The following is an 18023-nucleotide window of genomic DNA, read 5'->3' as shown; positions in this document are numbered from 1 at the left end:
CTCCGGAGGAATTCTGCGCACACCACCGCCTGCGACAAAGGCAAATTCAACCCGCATTAATGAGAAAATCATTGCACCTGAAGTGCGGGTGATTGGAAGTGATGGAGAGCAGATAGGAGTAATGCATCCCTCCAAGGCGCTGGAATTGGCGCGGGCGGAGGATCTTGATTTGGTCGAAATTGCGGCAACGGCAACGCCGCCCGTAGTCCGGATAATGGACTTTGGTAAATTTAAGTACAGCGTTGCCAAGAAAGACAAGAGCTCGCGCAAGAAATCTGCGAGTTCGACATTGAAAACGATCAGGCTTTCTCCCTCCACGGATGAACACGACTTGCTGACCAAGGCAAGAATGGCGCGCAAGTTCATTGAGGAAGGATCGAAAGTGAAAGTTAGCATCTGGTTTCGCGGCCGAATGATTACGCACCAGGAATTTGGTGTGCGTATGATGGAGCGAATTTCGCAGGAAGTTGCGGACGTTGCCAAGGCTGAAGCCCCGCCCAAAATGGAAGGGCACAATCAGATGATCATGATGTTGATTCGAAAATAACCTTGAATACAGAGGCAAGAAGATGCCGAAGATGAAGACGAAGCGCTCGATGGCGAAGCGCTGCAAAGTGACAGGGACGGGGAAGATCGTCTTTTTCAAGACGCGCCGCCGCCACAAGCTCACGCACAAGACGACCGCCCACAAGAATCGTCTGACCGGCGCGCAGGAAATTGTTGGAGGTGAATTGGCCAAGGTCAAAGCGATGATGGCGCTGTCGTAGGTTCAGTTCGTGAACTGTCAGATTGAGACCAGCTGTTCGCAATCAGAACACCACACAATTAGATTTACAGATTTGTAGGTAAATACAATGCCAAGAGCTACTAACAATCCGGCGACACGCCGCCGGAAGAATAAGGTCTTCAAAGCGGCGAAGGGTTATATTGGCCGCCGCGGCACATTGATTCGCGCCGCGACTGAGACCGTTGAGAAAGCGTGGGCGCGCAGCTTTGGCGACCGCCGCAAGAAGAAGAGCCTCTATCGGAATATCTGGGTCGTTCGCATCAACGCGGCCGCGCGCGAGCATGGCCTGAGCTATTCGCGATTTATCAGCGGGCTGAAGCAGCAGGGAATCGCCCTCGACCGTCGTCAGCTCGCCGAATTGGCCGTGAACGACCCGCAAGGTTTCCAGCAATTGACCCAATTGGTCAAGGCTGCTTAACCGAAGTCTTCGTTCGGCCAATCTTGTGTTCTTAGTTGACGGGCGATCCTTGCACCGCAGGGGTCGCCTTTTCATTTTTGCAATCAAAACATGCGCGAACAACTCGAACAGTTAAGGCAGGAAGCTATCGAAGCACTTAATCGTGCTTCCGATTTGGCTTCACTTGAACAGGCATCTATAAAGTACCTTTCACGCAAGGGTGCGGTAGCCGGCCTGTTCAAACTTCTCGGGCAGGCTTCGGCAGACGAGCGTCCGGCTTTAGGGCAAGCGCTGAATGAACTGAAATCGGAGCTCGAGCTGCTCGAGTCCGCACGTAAAACTGCTTTGACTCCGCGCAGCGAGGGTCCATCTATTGACACAACCCTTCCCGGTAGGCCGCAATGGATTGGCGGCTATCATCCGTTAACTCTGGTGATGCGCGAGATTACGGACATCTTTCGCAGCATGGGTTTCCGGGTCGCCGATGGTCCCGAGATTGAGCTGGTCAAGTATAATTTTGATATGCTCAACACTCCCGCTTGGCATCCGTCACGAGACGAGAGTGATACGATCTACCTTCCGAATGGATTTGTCGTCCGCACTGAAACTTCGCCGGTGCAAGTCCGCACAATGGAGAAGCAGGATCCTCCGGTTCGCATTATTTCGCCCGGAAGGGTCTATCGCCGCGATCGGCCCGATGCAACGCATTCCCCGATGTTCCATCAGTGTGAAGGTTTGTACGTGGACAAAGGCGTGACCATGGCAGAGTTGAAAGGCACTCTTCTCTCATTTTATCGTCAACTCTTCGGCCAACAGACCAAACTTCGCTTCCGGCCTCACTTCTTTCCTTTCACTGAACCATCCGCCGAGGTGGACGTTACCTGTCCGTTCTGCAAAGGTGAGGGTTGTCGCATCTGCAAGAGTACCGGATGGCTTGAGATGGGTGGCTGTGGAATGGTGGATCCCAATGTCCTCGCCGGAGTGGGCTACGACACGGAAGTTTACACCGGCTTTGCCTTCGGATTGGGTATTGACCGCATTGCCATGCTTCGCTTTGGTATTCAGAACATTCGCCTGCTGACAGACAGCGACGTGCGTTTTCTGAAACAATTCGTCGGTATTACTCCACGCTAAAATCATGTTACTAAGCTACAATTGGCTTTCCGAATTCGTCGAACTGCCCGTTCCGCCTCAAGAGCTGGGAGAGGTACTGACGTGGCTCGGTCTTGAGATCGAGTCCACCGAAGTTTACAAGCCTTCGCTCGAAAACGTGGTTATCGGTGAGGTTGCGGCGTGCGCCAGGATAGAGGGTACCGACCATCTGTCCATCACTACAGTGAATGTCGGTGACGCACAATTGTCGATTGTATGCGGCGCTCCTAATGTTCGCGTCGGTCTCAAAGTCGCGGTAATGCTCGCCGGTGCAAAGACTGCGGGAGGCATGGTGATCAAGAAAGCCAAGCTGCGCGGTCACGAATCAAATGGCATGCTGGCCTCTGAGGAGGAGCTTGGTCTTGCTCCGTCCCACGCTGGAATAATCGAATTGCCGCTTTCATGGGAGGTCGGCACACCGGCTGCCCGCTATCTGGATTTCCAGGATACGGTATATGATGTTGAGATTACTCCCAACCGGCCGGATTTCCTCTCGCACATTGGCGTTGCACGTGATATTGCAGCCAAGTTCAAGCTTCCGTGGCAACGCAAACACTACTCCGTTGTTGAATCGGCGCGTCCAGCATCGGATTTCATCAAAGTGAGTCTCGAAGCGCCTGAGGCCTGCCCGCGCTATCTGGCACGAGTGATTTCCGGTGTGAAAATAGCTCCGTCACCGTTTGAAGTCGCCATCCGGCTCCTGCGCTGTGGCATACGGCCGATCTGTAATATTGTGGACGTCACGAACTACGTGATGTTGGAAACCGGTCAGCCGCTGCATGCGTTCGATGCTCGTTTTCTCACGGGACGCAAAATCAGAGTCCGTTACGGTTCCCCGGACGAGCGATTCACAACATTAGATGGCAAGGAACATAAGCTGACAGCAAGCGACTTGCTCATAGCTGACTCCAGGCACGGTGTTGCACTGGCAGGGGTAATGGGCGGTCAAAACAGTGAGATTCGTGACGACACGACGGATGTCGTTCTCGAATGCGCATACTTCGATCCGGTGCATGTCCGCCGCACCGCAAAATCGCTCGGCATGTCCACTGATTCATCGCGCCGCTTTGAAAGAGGGTGCGATCCTAACCAAGTTCCGTATGCGGCAAATGCCGCTATTTCCCTGATGCAGAAATGGGGTGGAGGAGAGGTACTGAACGGTGCAGTTGATGCATATCCGAAACCCATTATCCCGGTGACCATAGACTTCCGGCCGAAACGTGCTTCAGAGCTGATTGGTGTTGAGTACGACGATAGGGAAATCAGCGAAATTTTGACGCGGCTGGGCTGCGAGGTTCTTGCCTCTTCTGTGCCTTGGCAGGTAAAAGCGCCTACTCACCGGCCTGATTTGGAGAGGGAGGTGGACCTCATCGAGGAAGTTGTCCGAGTGGATGGCTACGATATCATCCCCAGTTCAGTCACCGGCAAAGTCGTGCTTGTCGGCCAGGACGATCCGGGACATATTCTACGCAGGCAGGTGGAGGACATACTCGTCGGCCAGGGCTTCCTGCAGGCCATGTCGTTGTCCATGTGGAATCCCGAACCCCGTTTGGACCCTCCCGGAATGCCGCCAGGAGTGTTGGTCGGGAACCCCGTGACGGACGAAATGAAGTTCTTGCAGGGCAGCGTCCTGCCTCCACTCTTTCGGGCGGCTGCAGCGAACTTCGAGCGAGGCGACCGCGACATTCGCCTGTTCGAAACTACCCGAACCTTCCACTCCGGGGAGCCTGACGACCCTCGAACCTGGGAAACCAGGGTAGCAGCGGGGCTCATGACGGGGCGGAGGTATCCGGTGGGCTGGCAGCCCTCAAGAGATTCAATTGACTATTTCGACTTGAAGTCAGTTTTGGAAATTCTGGCCACCCGGCTTTCTCTTGACAATTATCATATTAATTGCTATGCTCTTGATACTTCGGGGCTTCTGGCCGGAGAACTGCTGGCGGGCGGACAAAAGATTGGCAATTTTGGTATTTGGCCAAAGTCAGTTTGCGCACCGTTGGATATTGATGCGGATGTAGCATGGTTCGAACTTGATCTCGAGATTCTGCAAAACCACATCAGGCCCGACCTGCAATTCCGACCATTACCGAAGTTCCCGATCGCTTGGCGCGACCTTGCAGTCGTTGTGAATAGTGACATCAGTTTTGCCGACCTGTCGGCCACGATACGCCAATCAGCCGGGAGCCTTCTGTCCGGGCTTTGGCCCTTTGATGTCTTTGTCAGTGACAAATTGGGGCCGGGGAAGAAGTCCGTTGCCGTCAGGCTCGAGTTTCTCCATCCCGAACGCAGCCTCGATGCTTCCGAGGTGGATAGTTTCATACAGAACATTATTACAAGTTTGCAGCAAAAACACTCGGCCGTGTTACGCTGAGTGTTCGTTCAACCTAAATTTTGCAATACATCACGAATGGACATTAAGACGCTTGATGCGCTCGACCAGAAAATTGCCAGACTTTTGACCAAACTCTCCGAGCTTCAGGACGAAAACCGGAAACTGAACGGAGAGATTACTACCCTTCGCCAGCAGCATGAAACAGCGGCTAAGGAACTTGATGAGACCAAGCGCAAGTGTGAGAAGCTATTGGAAAACCAGCGCGATCCGCAGACCGAAGAATTGATTCGCTCCCGCATTTCCGCTTTACTTGAGAAGCTCGAAGCCGCTTAGGAATTTTTTTCGAACGATGAGCGACCTTCTTCAAGAGAGTACTCAGGACGATGCCGTTGAAGTCACCATCTTCGACAGGGCATATCGGCTGCGACGGACTGCCGATCCGATCTATCTGAAGAAAGTTGCAGGAATTGTTGACGAACGAATGAAGTTAGTGCACGGTGCCGATCGTACTCGCCCGGCGGGTGACTTGGCCGTGCTGGCCGCCCTGCAACTGGCGCATGAACTGGCGGAAGCACAGAGTGAGCGCACTCAGCTTGAGAGCAGGATTAACCAGCGGGCGCGCGACTTGGAGCGAAGCTTGGACGAAAAACTTCGGGAACTGGGTGCGTAGAGAGCTCCCGCCGAAGCCGACGATATGACGGAGGACGGAGTAAGGGTAAACGGAAGTCAATTATTACAATAGGATTTTGATCCCTGTTTTGGCAGATTCTTGATTCAAGAACCAATAGTCAAAGAATAGGGAGTTCGACTCTGGCGTCTATTGCAAGCCTAAGCCCGGGAAACCGGGTTCTCTTCCGGAGCATTCCGGTCGCGGATAGAGGAAGCAAGAACCGTGCAGGTGAATTCCCGCCGTGTAGTACCAGGTTCTTGGTACCACGTCTGCCATTCAGGGATTCTTTTTATATATACAGCGGAGATTCCCGTTGATGGACAACATTTTCTTAGTCGTTGCGTTAGCCGCAGGCTCAGGCATCGCAGCGTTCCTGATTGGTTGGTTTCTGAGCCGCTCCATTTCCCGTGAAAGAATGGAAACGTCTCGGCAGGAGGCCGAGCGCATCGTCGCCGATGCTCAGAAAGAGGCGGAGACGATGTACAAGGAGAAAATGCTGGAGTTGGGCGCTGAGCAGTTGAAGCTTCGCACCGCCCTTGAAGACGAGATGCGGCAGGCCAAGGACGAATTGGCACGTCAAGAGCGTTCGATCAAGGACCGCGACGCAAATCTGAGAAATCAGCGCGAAGAGATCGAGAAGAAACGCAAGGAAGTTGACCGCCTGCTGGGACAGAACACCCAGAAGGAAAAGAAATTGGCGGAGACTGAGGCGGAGCTTGAAGAGACCTTGAAACGTGCTCAAGCGGAACTTGAGCGTGCCGCGGGACTTTCAAAAGATGAGGCTTTGGAGCAGCTAAAGGAATCGCTCCTGGCTGAGGCTCAAAATGCGACCGCAGAGCTCATCAAGAACATGCGTGACGAGGCGAAGGCGACGGCCAATCGGGAAGCCCGCGAAGTCATTGTATCTGCGATTCAGCGATCTGCCGCCGACCACAGCGTGGAAAGCACTGTTTCTGCAGTTCACATTCCCAACGACGAAATTAAAGGCCGAATCATCGGCCGTGAAGGTCGCAACATCCGTGCATTTGAACAGGCGACCGGAGTTGACATTATTGTGGATGATACTCCGGAAACCGTGGTCGTTAGCGGATTCGATCCCTATCGCAGGGAGATTGCCCGATTAGCACTTGAACAGCTAATGGCGGACGGCCGGATTCATCCTCAGCGCATCGAGGAACTGGTCAAGAAAATCGAAAAAGAGATGGAAGAGAAGCTGATGCAAATCGGTGAGGCCGCCTGCCTTGAGGCGGGAGTCACGGGATTGCATCGCGAACTGGTCAAGCTGGTCGGAAGGTTGAAATACCGGACGAGCTACGGCCAAAATATTCTTCATCACTCGATCGAAGTCGCTCATCTTGCCGCGCTGATGTGTGCTCAGCTTGGATTCGACGCCAAAATGGGACGTCGTGCAGGCCTGCTGCATGATATCGGCAAGGCAATTGACCGGTACACTGAAGGCACGCATGTCGAAATTGGTGTCGAGCTGGCGAAAAAATATCGTGAACCGAAAATCGTGATCAACACGATTGCCGCTCATCACAACGATACCGAGTTCATTTCACCGATTGGAGTGCTCGTTCAAGCCGCAGACGCGATCTCCGGGGCAAGACCCGGTGCACGGCGTGAAACGCTTGAGCTGTATGTAAAGCGATTGCAGCAGCTTGAGGAAATCGCGTCCAGCTTCAAGGGCGTTCAAAAGACCTTCGCAATTCAGGCGGGCCGCGAGATTCGTATCATCGTCGAACCCCAAAAAGTCACTGATTCGATGGCCGAGATGCTTGCGACCGAAATCGCGAAGAAGGTGGAATCTGAATTGGAGTACCCGGGTCAGATCAAAGTCACGGTACTGAGAGAATTCATTGCTTCAGGCCTTGCCAAGTAAGACTGCAGGCGCAAGTCGTCTGCTATTTGTCGGTGATGTATATGGAGAGCCCGGTCAGCAGGCGATTACCGCATTGTTGCCCGGGCTTATTCGTGAAATTTCCGCTGACATTTGTGTTGTTAACGCGGAAAATGCCGACGGCGGCAAAGGTCTCTCTCCGGCGATCATCCGGAAGTGCTTTGATGCCGGAGCGGACGTCTTGTCCGGCGGCAATCACACTCTCTATCGCGACAAGGCACATTCTGCTATTCAGGAAAATCCACGTGTGCTTCGCCCCTTGAATTTTCCTGGTGACACTCCCGGCCGCGGCTGGACCCTCTTCGAAGTATCTCCCATGATTCGCTGGGCAGTAGTGAATTTAATGGGACGCGCACTTCTGCCGCCCTCCGATGACCCGTTTAGGTTGGCGAAACAGCTTGTTGACACATTGCGCGGCGAAACAAACTTGATTTTTGTTGACTTTCACGCCGAAGCAACTGCCGAAAAACTTGCCTTTGCGCGGTTCATGGATGGACAGGTAACAGCGGTGATTGGCACTCATACGCATGTGCAAACGGCCGATGAGCAGATTCTTCTCGGCGGGACAGCCTATCTGACCGATGTCGGCATGACAGGGCCGCATTCGGGTGTAATCGGAATGGATACGGCCAGCGCACTGCATCGTTTCCTGCATCCCATGGGTGGCGGCAAATCCGGTGTAGCCAAAGACGAAATTCGTTTGCATGCAGCTGTTGTGGATGCGGACACCGCGACCGGAAAGGCGCGGTCTATATTCAGAATCAGACGCGATCTTGTAAAATGAGACTTGAAGCGATTATTGGAAATGCATGGCTCGGCGGCGCACAGGTAGAACCTGTGCGTATTCATCTCAATGAATCGCACATTGCCCGCATAGAGACAGGCGTATTTGTGCCGCAGTCGGAGACTCACTTGGCGTTGTCGCCAAATGAAGTGCTGTTGCCGGGCTTTCACGACGCGCACTTGCATCTCATCACCGGTGGACTGCAAATGGCGCAAATTGACTTCGGCGGCGCAACCACGGTGGACGAAATCCTCGAGCGCATCTCCGCTTACATATCCACAAACAAACCGGAACGCGGGCAATGGATTCAGGGACATGGCATCGAGCAAACTGAAGTTTCGGTCACCCGCACCGACCTTGACCGTGTCTGTCCTGATAACCCGTTCTTTGCTTGGACCCATGACCTGCATTCCGCCGTCTCTAATTCGAGTGCTCTGATTCAAGCCCGCATTGACGGAGCTATCAGAAACCCTGTTGGCGGAGTGTTCGAGCGTGGCCGCGACGGCAAGTTGAACGGCGTGCTACGTGAGAAGGCGGCTATCTATGTAGCCGATCAGATACCTGAGCCATCGCCCGATGAGTTGCACGCCAGCTTCCTTCGTGCGCAGGAACATGCGTTGTCGCTCGGTATCACTTGCGCCAGTGCGAGTGTCCGCCACGGACTGTTAAACGCATATCTCAATCTTGCCGATTCTTCCGACCAGGTTCTGCGCCTGAACATGTGGAAAGTTTCCACGACATTCGACTTCGAGGCCGACAGATTCGAGAAGCGGAACTCGAAGAAGTTTCGCTACGTTTGTTTCAAGGGGTTTACGGACGGGGCATTGGGTTCGCGCACCGCTTCCTTCTGGCAGCCCTACAGTGACGACCCCGGCAACTCCGGTGAGTTGCTGATTCGCGAAGGTCCGCTTGCCCGCTTCATTCGCAGTGCTCATCGTGAAGGCTATCAAATCGCCATGCACGCCATCGGTGACCGTGCCAATAGTGTTGTGTTGGACGCGATCGAAATGGCGGGCTCAAATGGCATCGGTCCGGAACTGCGTCCTCGAATTGAGCATTGCCAGCATCTCCGTCCGCGCGATATTGAGCGTTTTGCGAAACTGGGAGTTGTTGCCAGCATGCAACCTGTCCACTGCACAGCGGATATGAACTTTGTCCGGCCGCGATTGGGGGAGGAACGGGAATCAACATCATACGCTTGGAAGAGTTTGAAGGACGCGGGAGCGGTTCTGGCGTTTGGAAGCGATTGGCCAATCGAAAGCATGAATCCCATCTTGGGACTGCATGCCGCTGTCAATCGCACCCGGCCTGACGGCTTTCCGCAAGGAGGTTGGCATGCTGAGCAAACAATCACCGTGCAGGACGCGCTGCTGGCTTATTCGCAAGGCGCTGCCTTCGCGGCCGGTTGGGAGGAACAGATTGGGAAAATCGCCGAGGGATATCTCGCGGACTTTTGTGTATTGGACGAAAATCCGTTCAAAATAAATCCGTGCGACCTTCATAGAATTCAAGTCACACGGACAATTGTAAACGGACAGTCGGTCTATTCGTCGCCTAACTCAAGTCGTATTTCCTCATCCATTCGATGAAGTCCTTGATCCCGTCACGGAACTGAACGTCGTGCCGGAATCCGAGTTCCTGTTCCGCCTGCGTTGTGTCCGCAAACGTCTGAAAGACATCTCCGGGCTGGGGAGGCATCCGATCAATGTTCAGCGGTTTGCCCGTATCCTCTTCTATCCATTGCAGCAGCAGACGAAGTTCAACAGGTGCGTGAGAACCGAGATTGAAAATCCCGTATCTGCCTTCCTTGGATGCGACCCAGCGCAACGCGCCTGAAATCCCGCCGATAATGTCATTGATATGAGTGTAATCACGTCGTGAACTCCCGTCGCCGAATACCGGAATGGGTTCTCCGGAAAGTGCGCGTTTCACGAACTTGCGGATCGCAAGGTCTGGACGCTGCCGAGGCCCGTAGACTGTGAAAAACCGTAGGCAAGCGATCGAGATTCCGTATAGATGGGAATAGACATGCGCGATGACCTCTCCCGCCTTTTTGGTGGAACCATATGGACTCAGGGGATGGTCGGTGTTATCAGACTCACGAAACGGCCCGTCGTCCCTGTCACCATACACTGAAGAACTTGATGCGAACACGATTTGCTTAACATTCGACCTGCGGCATATCTCAAATAATCCGATGGTCGCGGCGACGTTGACCTCCGCATAAAGTTCCGGCTGTTCGAGCGAAGGTCTGACACCTGCGCGAGCTGCCAAATGCACAACCGAGTCGAAGCCATGGTGAGTAAAGACTTCGTCCAGGAGAGCCCGGTCCCGGATATCTCCTTCAACAAGTGTGAATTCCGGATTCAGCGAACAGTTGGATATATTCTGTTCCTTCAGCTTTCTGGGATAAAACTCATCAAAGCTGTCATAACAAACAACAGTATGCCCATTGCTTAGAAGGTTCTCACACAAGTGAGACCCGATGAATCCGGCACCGCCGGTGACAAGTATTCTACTCATGATAGTTGCTCTGTACCGCATTAAAGTGCAAGCTCAAGGCCAACGCAAGATAGGGGGATTTCTCCATTTATTGCAAACGAATTCTGCGCTCACACGAATAGATTTCATAAATAAAACAATTTCAATGTTTTAAGTTGATTTGCACGTATTGTTCGATTTCTCTCGAAACTTGACAAATAGGACAGATGGTTGTAAATTTATTGATTCTGGACGGTCGCCTGAATCTGCCGTCCTCTGGGGCGGAGTAGCTCAGTTGGTTAGAGCACGGGAATCATAATCCTGGTGTCGGGGGTTCAAGTCCCTCCTCCGCTACACGAGCGCCCTGAGCCGCCGGGATTTTTCCGGCGGCTTTTCGTTTTCAAAATCTGTCCACCGAAACGAACGAATGAAATTCCAAGACTGGTCATCGCTCATCTGCGTCGAATGCCATGCCGCCTCTCTCAGCACCCATGAGAATGGCCTGTTCTGTTCTGCCTGTGGAAAGCAGTATCAATTCCACAAGGAATCCGGGGTGCCGGTAATCGTCAGTTCTCGCTCACCTCTGGTCACTGAGGAAATCATGTCGCATGCAATCAAGGAGTCCAATCTTGACCTTGATGTCGCCAACAGCCATTGGAATACCGGTCCGCTGCGCAAAATGTTGGACAAGACATCTGGCAAGCGCGTTCTGAGCTTCGGGAGCGGTGACGGTGGAGACAGACAATGGCTTGAGCAGGCAGGTTACGAGCTTGTTTGCTTCGATATCTACCCCGGGCCGTTCACCGATATCGTCTGTGACGGTCATGAATTGCCTTTTTCGGATGCCCAATTTGACATTGTTGTATCGACCGCCGTCTTTGAGCACCTTTACAATCCGTTTCAGGCAGCCAAGGAAATCGCCCGTGTCCTGAAACCCGGCGGTGCATTAGTCGGTTCTGCTGCCTTTCTGGAAGCGTACCATGCCAACTCGTATTTTCACATGAGCCACCTCGGCTTGACTGAAGTTTTCAAGCGTGCGGGATTTGCCGAAATCGAACTTCATCCCGGATGGTCTTTCGTCGAATCGCTGAATGGTCGCTTCTGGATTTGGAACAATGTAAAGGTGATCAACAAATTGACCCGCCCGTGGCGCCGGTTTCGATACCTGGTAGGCATGGCTTTATGGAAGGCGGCCTATAACTTGAAAGGCAGAACTGTCCCTGACCGCGTCAGACTTGGTTTCGCGGGTTCACTCTTGTTCAGAGCGGTAAAACCTGATGTTTGAAAGCGCTGAGAACATGCTCCGGCAGATTGGTCCGCAGGACAAACTGCTCGTCGCATTGTCCGGTGGAGCAGACTCTTTTGCTGCAATAAAGTGGCTATCTTCTCGACATGAGTGGAAGTCACGGGTAGCCGCCTGTCACGTTAATCACAATCTCAGGGCGGATGCAAACGCCGTTGAGGACTTGGCTCGCTGGCAAGCAGCATCTCTTGGAGTTCCTTTTACTGCCGTATCTGTAGATGTTCGAGCCGAACTCAAGCGAAAGTCCCATTCCATTGAATCCTGTGCCCGTCGGCTTCGCTATGCGGCGCTCGAGAATGTCAGAGAATTGTGCTCCTGTCGGTTCATCGTGACCGCACATACGCTTGATGACGATGCTGAGACTGTTCTGATGAAGTTAAACCTGCGTTCCTCCTGGTATGAATGCACTGGAATCCCTCAGGTCAGAGCGAACATCCTGCGACCCTTTTTGCGCATTCGCCGCAGCCAACTTCATTCTCTGCTTGTTTCGCAGGATTTTGTTGACCATGACCCGATGAACGGGGATGTCCGTTTCATGCGAGTCACAGCCCGAAATCAACTCGGAGCGGCAGTTTTTACTCATCCTTCGCTTCCTCACAATCTGGCAAATCATGGTCAAGCCGTTCAAGCGCTAATCTCGTTGACATCAAGACTTACTAAACATAGAAAAATTAATCATATAGACTATAATTTTTCTGACCCCGACTGTCTTGAGAGTTTACCGAAAAACTTGTATCTTGAAGACTTAGACTTTCTTTCCGTCGAGTCCGCTTGGGCGACCCTCAGCGGTGCCCCCCAATCACGACTCAAAGCTCCACTGCGTCGGCAAGTAAACAAGTTCATTCGCTCAGACAACGGATTCTCAATTTTCCCCTTGCCGAATGATTTGAATCTGGTCAGGTCCGGCAAGCATATCTGGCTGCAATCAACAAGAGTTGAGGCATCTCCGCATTCGCGGCAACAGCAACAGGTCATCTTGACACCCGGCGCGTTTCAGAATTCAAATGCGGGCAGTCTCGCGTTATCGCTTGACAGTGATACACCTTTGTTGACTCGACCGTGGCGGCATGGAGAGAAATTCAAGCCAAAGTCTCGGCGGACACGCAACGTTTCGGACTGGCTCTCAGAAGCCGGCGTGCATCCGGGAATTCGCCGTCACTGGCCGGTTCTATGTGTCGGCGACCGAATTGTCGCGATTCCCGGACTTGGCGTGTGCGAATCCGTCGCGCCGCGTCCCGGTGTTCCACTTATGAAAATCCATTGGAAAGCAGTTTCGTTACGTGACCAGCAAATATCCTGAACGCATTACGACAGGAACTCCGCCGCGCGCCTTTCGCAAGTTCATATCGGAAGACGAGATTCAAAGCGCAGTTCAGCGAACCGCCGCGGAGATTCACGATCGTTTCCGCGGCAAAAATCCTGTCTTCGTCGGCGTTCTGACCGGTTGTTTCATGTATATGGCGGACATTGTTCGCGAAACCAACTTGCCGTGCACAGTTGATTTCATCAAGCTCTCGAGTTACCGCGATGGGATGGAATCGGGCCGGATTAAGCTTATCAAGGATATTGATATAGAAATCCGCGATCGACATGTCATTCTCGTGGATGACATTGTTGACACAGGTAATTCGTGGGACTTTCTTAGAGGCTATCTGATGGTCAGACATCCGGCAAGTCTCAGTATGGCGGCCTGCTTTCGCAAACCGAAGTCGATTCAGGCCGGTGTGCAAGTGGATTTCATCTCCATGGATTTGCCGGATGAATTTGTCATCGGTTACGGACTCGACTATGCCGGTTCAGGACGCCATCTTCCCGACCTTTACGTACTCGACGAAACAGTACAATCGTGAGTTTTAATAAGCAATCTCTATCTCCGAGGGGCCGCGGCCCCGACGATGACGACAATCGCGTTGAGTGGCGCAAGCTGTCACGCCTGCTGTATGTGTTACTCCTCGTTACGCTGGCGACGATAGTTGTGGCCCAGCTTGTTACACAGCGCGGCGCGGACCAGCTGATCTCCTATCACTCGTTCGAACAGGCTATCGCCGACGGACGCGTGCAGTCCGGTGTGATTCGGGAACAAGTCTTTCATGGACGCATGAAAGACGGTTCTAAATTTATGGTCACACTTCCGCCGACGCTTGACAGTCAGCTTCTCCAACGATGGAAGAATGCCGGAGTCGAGCTTGATTTCAAAGTAAAGCGTCCGGACATTGGCTCGTATCTGCTAGGAATGCTTCCATGGATTCTCCTGCTCGGCTTCGGCTTCATCATGATTCGCCGTATGTCCAACATGGGACCAAAGGGACTCTTTCAGTTCGGAAAGAGCAAAGCCCGCGTTTACTCCGAGTCCAACCAGAAGATAACGTTCGAGAACGTCGCCGGCGCCGACGAAGCAAAGGAAGAACTTCGCGAAATCATTGATTTTCTCCGTGATCCGAAAAAATTTGTGAGAGTAGGCGGTCGAATTCCCCGCGGTGTTCTCTTGCTCGGGCCTCCTGGGACGGGCAAAACACTATTGGCGAAAGCCGTTGCCGGTGAAGCCGGCGTTCCATTCTTTTCCATCAGTGGCGCCGAATTTGTTGAGATGTTCGTTGGCGTCGGAGCTAGCCGGGTTCGTGACCTGTTCGAGACCGGAAAGAAGAATGCTCCCTGCATCATCTTCATCGATGAGATTGACGCAGTCGGCCGCCACCGCGGCGCTGGATTGGGCGGCGGACACGATGAACGTGAGCAAACACTCAATCAACTCCTCATTGAGATGGACGGTTTCGAAGAGAATGACGGGGTTATTCTTGTCGCGGCCACGAACAGACCTGACATTCTCGACCCGGCGCTGCTTCGCCCCGGACGTTTCGATCGCCAAATCGTCGTTGACCGTCCCGATGTGAAGGGCAGGCTGGCGATTCTTCAGGTTCATACGAAGAACAAGCCGCTTGGCAGCGACATTGACCTTGAAGTGATTGCCAAGAGCACGCCCGGCATGTCCGGTGCGGAGCTTGCCAACCTGATGAACGAAGCCGCGCTGCTTGCGGCGCGTCGTGACAGTGACCGAGTGATGATGCAGGACCTCGAAGCCGCCAAAGACAAAGTCATGATGGGAATCGAGCGGCGATCTGTTGTCATTCCTGACAAAGAGCGCCGCGTCACCGCCTATCATGAAGCAGGACATGTGCTCGTTGCGATGTTTACACCTGAAGTCGATCCCGTGCACAAAGTCACGATCATTCCGCGCGGGCAGGCTCTTGGCTTAACACATTTTGTACCCTTGGATGACAAGCGCAGCTACTCTCGCCGTTACCTTGAAGGACAACTCTCGACCCTGCTTGCCGGCCGCGTGGCCGAGCTTGAAGTCTTCGGGGAAGTTACGTCCGGCGCGGCCAACGACCTCAAACGGGCGTCGGAAATTGCGCGGACCATGGTCACTCGCTGGGGAATGAGCGACAAGCTCGGGCCAATTACGTACGGCCAGAAACAGGAGGAAGTTTTCCTCGGGCGAGATTACACGACGCATCAAGATTACAGCGACGAGACTGCGCACGCCATCGATCAGGCTGTCAGGGAGCTCGTTGAAGGTGCTGAAAAACGCTCGCACGAAATCCTTAATCGTGAACGCCGCCGTCTTGACAAACTTGCCGAGACACTCGTGGAGAAAGAGTCGTTGAGCGGCGAAGAAATCAGGGAATTGCTTGGCCTTCCGCAGGTAAACGGCAAGGAAGCTGCCTCGTGATTGATCATAACGAAGAACAACGGCTGCGCGACCTCGTTCGCAAAGAGCTTGAAGCACGTGAGGAGCTGCGTTCCAGGGACAAGGCTGGCGAAATCAAGCTAACAACGATTGACGAACTCGAGCGCAAGCGGATAATCGAAGATGAAATCCAGCGATTCTATGCGGCGCGGGGGGATTACAAGCAGATTACCAATGAAGATGGGGAACTGGAATGGGTGACGGCACAGGAAGCCGCCGACCGTGAACGGCAGATTCCCGTTGACATCGAAGAGCTCGAAGAAGGTCAGCGCAAAGTCCGTAACAACATTCTGCTCATCGCTCTATTGGTCTTTGCGGGTGTTGCTCTGATGATATACGCCCTTGGACAAAGGCATGGAACGATTCAAGTGCTGTCCAATGTCGAAGGTGCGACAATCATTCTGAACGGAATGCCGACCGAATTCCGCACGGATAACATCTTGAAGGACCTCGCACCCGGTGTTCACATAGTTTCCGTCGAGAAGGAAGGTTTTGGAGTTGTCGGCGATGTGGCGCGCCGCGTCGAGCTGAAAGCGGCCGGAGAGGAAGTGCTGGTCTTTCAATTGGAACCAAAGGAAAGGCGCTTCAATGGACAAAGCCAGAATTGAGGCGGCGGTACGTGAGATTCTGCTGGCTGTCGGAGAGAATCCTGACCGTGCGGGGCTAAAGGGGACTCCGCATCGCGTCGCTGAGATGTATGCGGAAATCTTCGCGGGAATCGGCGCGGATCCTGAAGAAAAGCTGTCGCTTTATCCTGCTGAGAATGCCACCGAGATGATTATTCATCGGGACATTCCGTTTTACTCCATGTGCGAGCACCATCTGCTGCCGTTCTGGGGATTTGTCTCGATTGCCTACATTCCCGCGGATTCGCACGTAACCGGATTCTCGTCCCTTGCCCGCGTCGTGCGCGTTCTCTCGCAGCGTCCGCAATTGCAGGAGAGCATGACCACGGCCATTGCCGATTCCATTATGGAGAAAGTTCAGCCGATGGGTGCCTTTGTAGTAATTCGCGCTCAGCATTTGTGTCTGATGATGCGCGGTGAAAAGGTTCACGGCAGTTGGACGGTTACATCTGCCGTCCGCGGAGCTCTCTCAAAACAGGCCACGCGCATGGAAGCCCTGCTGCTCATGGATGGAAAAGCCTGAAATAAGAATATTTCGGCATCGCCGCGGTGTGCTTGAACTGGGACGAAAAACCCGGCTCATGGGCATCGTGAATGTTACTCCCGATTCCTTTTCAGACGGTGGCAAGTTTATTGAAGCCGGTCGTGCAGTAGAGCATGCGCTGATACTCGCTTCAAGCGGAGCAGACATATTGGACATCGGTGCGGAGTCTACCCGTCCGGGCAGCAAACCGGTGTCGGCCGATGAGCAGTTGAGCAGACTCCTGCCGGTCCTTGAGCAATTGCGAACGGAAACCGATCTCGTCATCTCTATTGATACGACATCGTCTGCTGTTGCCAGATTCTGCCTGTCTGTGGGTGCAGATGTTGTTAATGACATATCCGGGCTAAGGAACGACGAGCGATTGGCGCAGACGTGCGCGGAATACCGCTCAGGACTTGTACTCATGCACATGCGCGGGACCCCCGAAACAATGCAGCAGGATATTCACTTCTCCAACGTAGTGAGTGAGGTTGCACAGTCACTGGGCGAGTCGGTGGCAATTGCAGAGCATCACGGCGTCCCGCGTGACTTCGTGCTGGTTGACCCCGGACTTGGGTTTGGCAAGACGTTCGAGCACAACTATCAGCTAATGAGGCAGCTTGCTAACTTTGGCAGCCTCGCGGCAGGAGTGCTCGTCGGTCCTTCGAGAAAAGCATTTACAGGGCAATACTCGGGACTTCCGCCTTCGGACCGGCAGTTTTCGACTGCCGCCGCAGTGGCCATTTGCGTACTGAACGGAGCGGATGTCGTACGTGTACACGATGTTTCCCAAATGAAACAGGTCATCGACATCTGTGATCGCTATATGGAGCTTGGCGATGCCCTCCGATAATCTCGCGTTTGCCGAACTAACTGCTGATCATCTGCACGACGTGTTGCACATTGAGCGGGACTCATTCGCTGATCCTTGGTCGCTTTCTGCTTTTCGCAATTTCATAGTTCTCTATAGAACGAGTTGGGTTGCGCTGCTTGACAAGAAGGTCGCGGGTTACCTTGTGACGCAGTGGGTGCTGGACGAAGTGCATATACTCAATCTGGCGACAGACAAATCGATGCGAAGAAACGGAGTCGCGTCCTTCTTGCTGGACTTCCTTTTTGAAAGAGCCGTTCGGCAGAGAATGGCGGACGTATATTTGGAAGTCCGCGAATCCAATGAATCGGCGAAGGCGCTTTACCGCCGCTATGGCTTCGCTGAACTTGGAATCCGCAAGAGTTACTATCATGATGGAGAGAATGCGCTGGTGATGCACCGGCGTGTCCGAAAAACCGAACGCCCGGAAGAGGCAGAAGGAGAGTAAA

19 protein-coding genes and 1 tRNA gene are annotated in these 18023 nt (G+C 53.4%); 19 read left to right on the top strand and 1 reads right to left on the bottom strand.

The window, feature by feature from the left end:
* Positions 1-13: 13 nt before the first annotated feature.
* The 10 genes from HUU59_06590 to HUU59_06545 all read left to right on the top strand — a co-directional run bounded on the left by HUU59_06590 (position 14) and on the right by HUU59_06545 (position 9611).
* Entirely contained in the window at positions 14-547 is a 534-nt protein-coding gene (locus HUU59_06590) for a translation initiation factor IF-3 (protein ID NUO19102.1), read from the top strand.
* 31 nt (positions 548-578) lie between these two features.
* Positions 579-767, top strand: a complete 189-nt coding sequence (gene rpmI, locus HUU59_06585; GenBank protein ID NUO19101.1) for a 50S ribosomal protein L35 — start codon at positions 579-581, stop codon at positions 765-767.
* A gap of 87 nt (positions 768-854) precedes the next feature.
* The gene (gene rplT / locus HUU59_06580) at positions 855-1205 is read left to right on the top strand and encodes a 50S ribosomal protein L20 (GenBank protein ID NUO19100.1); all 351 of its coding nucleotides are present in this window, start codon (positions 855-857) and stop codon (positions 1203-1205) included.
* 90 nt (positions 1206-1295) lie between these two features.
* Positions 1296-2318 (top strand): phenylalanine--tRNA ligase subunit alpha, encoded by a 1023-nt coding sequence (gene pheS / locus HUU59_06575; protein ID NUO19099.1) that lies wholly within the window; start codon positions 1296-1298, stop codon positions 2316-2318.
* A 4-nt stretch (positions 2319-2322) separates the two neighbouring features.
* Complete coding sequence (locus HUU59_06570) at positions 2323-4707, top strand: phenylalanine--tRNA ligase subunit beta (GenBank protein NUO19098.1); 2385 nt, start codon at positions 2323-2325, stop codon at positions 4705-4707.
* 36 nt (positions 4708-4743) lie between these two features.
* Positions 4744-5001 carry a hypothetical protein gene (locus tag HUU59_06565; protein ID NUO19097.1) on the top strand — a complete coding sequence of 86 codons (258 nt, stop codon included), beginning with the start codon at positions 4744-4746 and terminating at the stop codon, positions 4999-5001.
* Between the two features lie 16 nt (positions 5002-5017).
* Positions 5018-5338, top strand: a complete 321-nt coding sequence (zapA, locus tag HUU59_06560; GenBank protein ID NUO19096.1) for a cell division protein ZapA — start codon at positions 5018-5020, stop codon at positions 5336-5338.
* Positions 5339-5654: 316 nt separating this feature from the next.
* Entirely contained in the window at positions 5655-7220 is a 1566-nt protein-coding gene (gene rny / locus HUU59_06555; protein ID NUO19095.1) for a ribonuclease Y, read from the top strand.
* On the top strand, positions 7210-8022 hold the full coding sequence (locus HUU59_06550; protein NUO19094.1) for a YmdB family metallophosphoesterase: 813 nt from the start codon (positions 7210-7212) through the stop codon (positions 8020-8022). The genes rny and HUU59_06550 overlap by 11 nt, the downstream gene beginning before the upstream one ends.
* A complete protein-coding gene (locus HUU59_06545) occupies positions 8019-9611 on the top strand; it encodes an amidohydrolase (protein NUO19093.1) in 1593 nt (530 codons plus the stop codon). Before HUU59_06550 ends, HUU59_06545 begins: the two co-directional genes overlap by 4 nt.
* On the opposite strand, the gene HUU59_06540 is transcribed toward HUU59_06545, so the two are convergent.
* Complete coding sequence (locus HUU59_06540) at positions 9577-10545, bottom strand: GDP-mannose 4,6-dehydratase (protein ID NUO19092.1); 969 nt, start codon at positions 10543-10545, stop codon at positions 9577-9579. The two genes, HUU59_06545 and HUU59_06540, sit on opposite strands and share 35 nt — an antisense overlap.
* Positions 10546-10783: 238 nt before the next feature.
* Here HUU59_06540 and HUU59_06535 point away from each other — a divergent pair.
* From HUU59_06535 to rimI, 9 genes are all read left to right on the top strand, one after another.
* Positions 10784-10857: transfer RNA gene (locus HUU59_06535), tRNA-Met, on the top strand.
* Between the two features lie 247 nt (positions 10858-11104).
* Entirely contained in the window at positions 11105-11788 is a 684-nt protein-coding gene (locus tag HUU59_06530; GenBank protein ID NUO19091.1) for a class I SAM-dependent methyltransferase, read from the top strand.
* Positions 11781-13106: a tRNA lysidine(34) synthetase TilS gene (gene tilS / locus HUU59_06525; protein ID NUO19090.1), complete on the top strand. Its 1326-nt coding sequence runs from the start codon at positions 11781-11783 to the stop codon at positions 13104-13106. The genes HUU59_06530 and tilS overlap by 8 nt, the downstream gene beginning before the upstream one ends.
* Positions 13087-13656 (top strand): hypoxanthine phosphoribosyltransferase, encoded by a 570-nt coding sequence (hpt, locus tag HUU59_06520; protein NUO19089.1) that lies wholly within the window; start codon positions 13087-13089, stop codon positions 13654-13656. The genes tilS and hpt overlap by 20 nt, the downstream gene beginning before the upstream one ends.
* 248 nt (positions 13657-13904) lie before the next feature.
* A complete protein-coding gene (locus HUU59_06515; GenBank protein ID NUO19088.1) occupies positions 13905-15536 on the top strand; it encodes an ATP-dependent zinc metalloprotease FtsH in 1632 nt (543 codons plus the stop codon).
* Positions 15533-16162 carry a PEGA domain-containing protein gene (locus HUU59_06510; GenBank protein NUO19087.1) on the top strand — a complete coding sequence of 210 codons (630 nt, stop codon included), beginning with the start codon at positions 15533-15535 and terminating at the stop codon, positions 16160-16162. The genes HUU59_06515 and HUU59_06510 overlap by 4 nt, the downstream gene beginning before the upstream one ends.
* Positions 16143-16703 carry a GTP cyclohydrolase I FolE gene (gene folE, locus HUU59_06505; GenBank protein ID NUO19086.1) on the top strand — a complete coding sequence of 187 codons (561 nt, stop codon included), beginning with the start codon at positions 16143-16145 and terminating at the stop codon, positions 16701-16703. The genes HUU59_06510 and folE overlap by 20 nt, the downstream gene beginning before the upstream one ends.
* Positions 16690-17556, top strand: coding sequence for a dihydropteroate synthase (folP, locus tag HUU59_06500; GenBank protein NUO19085.1), 867 nt, complete (start codon positions 16690-16692; stop codon positions 17554-17556). The genes folE and folP overlap by 14 nt, the downstream gene beginning before the upstream one ends.
* Complete coding sequence (rimI, locus tag HUU59_06495; protein ID NUO19084.1) at positions 17543-18022, top strand: ribosomal protein S18-alanine N-acetyltransferase; 480 nt, start codon at positions 17543-17545, stop codon at positions 18020-18022. Before folP ends, rimI begins: the two co-directional genes overlap by 14 nt.
* The last annotated feature ends 1 nt before the right edge of the window (position 18023 follow it).

This window comes from bacterium (assembly GCA_013360195.1).
In the GTDB taxonomy this organism is placed as follows: Bacteria; Electryoneota; RPQS01; order RPQS01; family RPQS01; genus JABWCQ01.
Note: the sequence above shows the minus strand (reverse complement) of the source record. Positions and strands in the feature narration are given on the sequence as shown.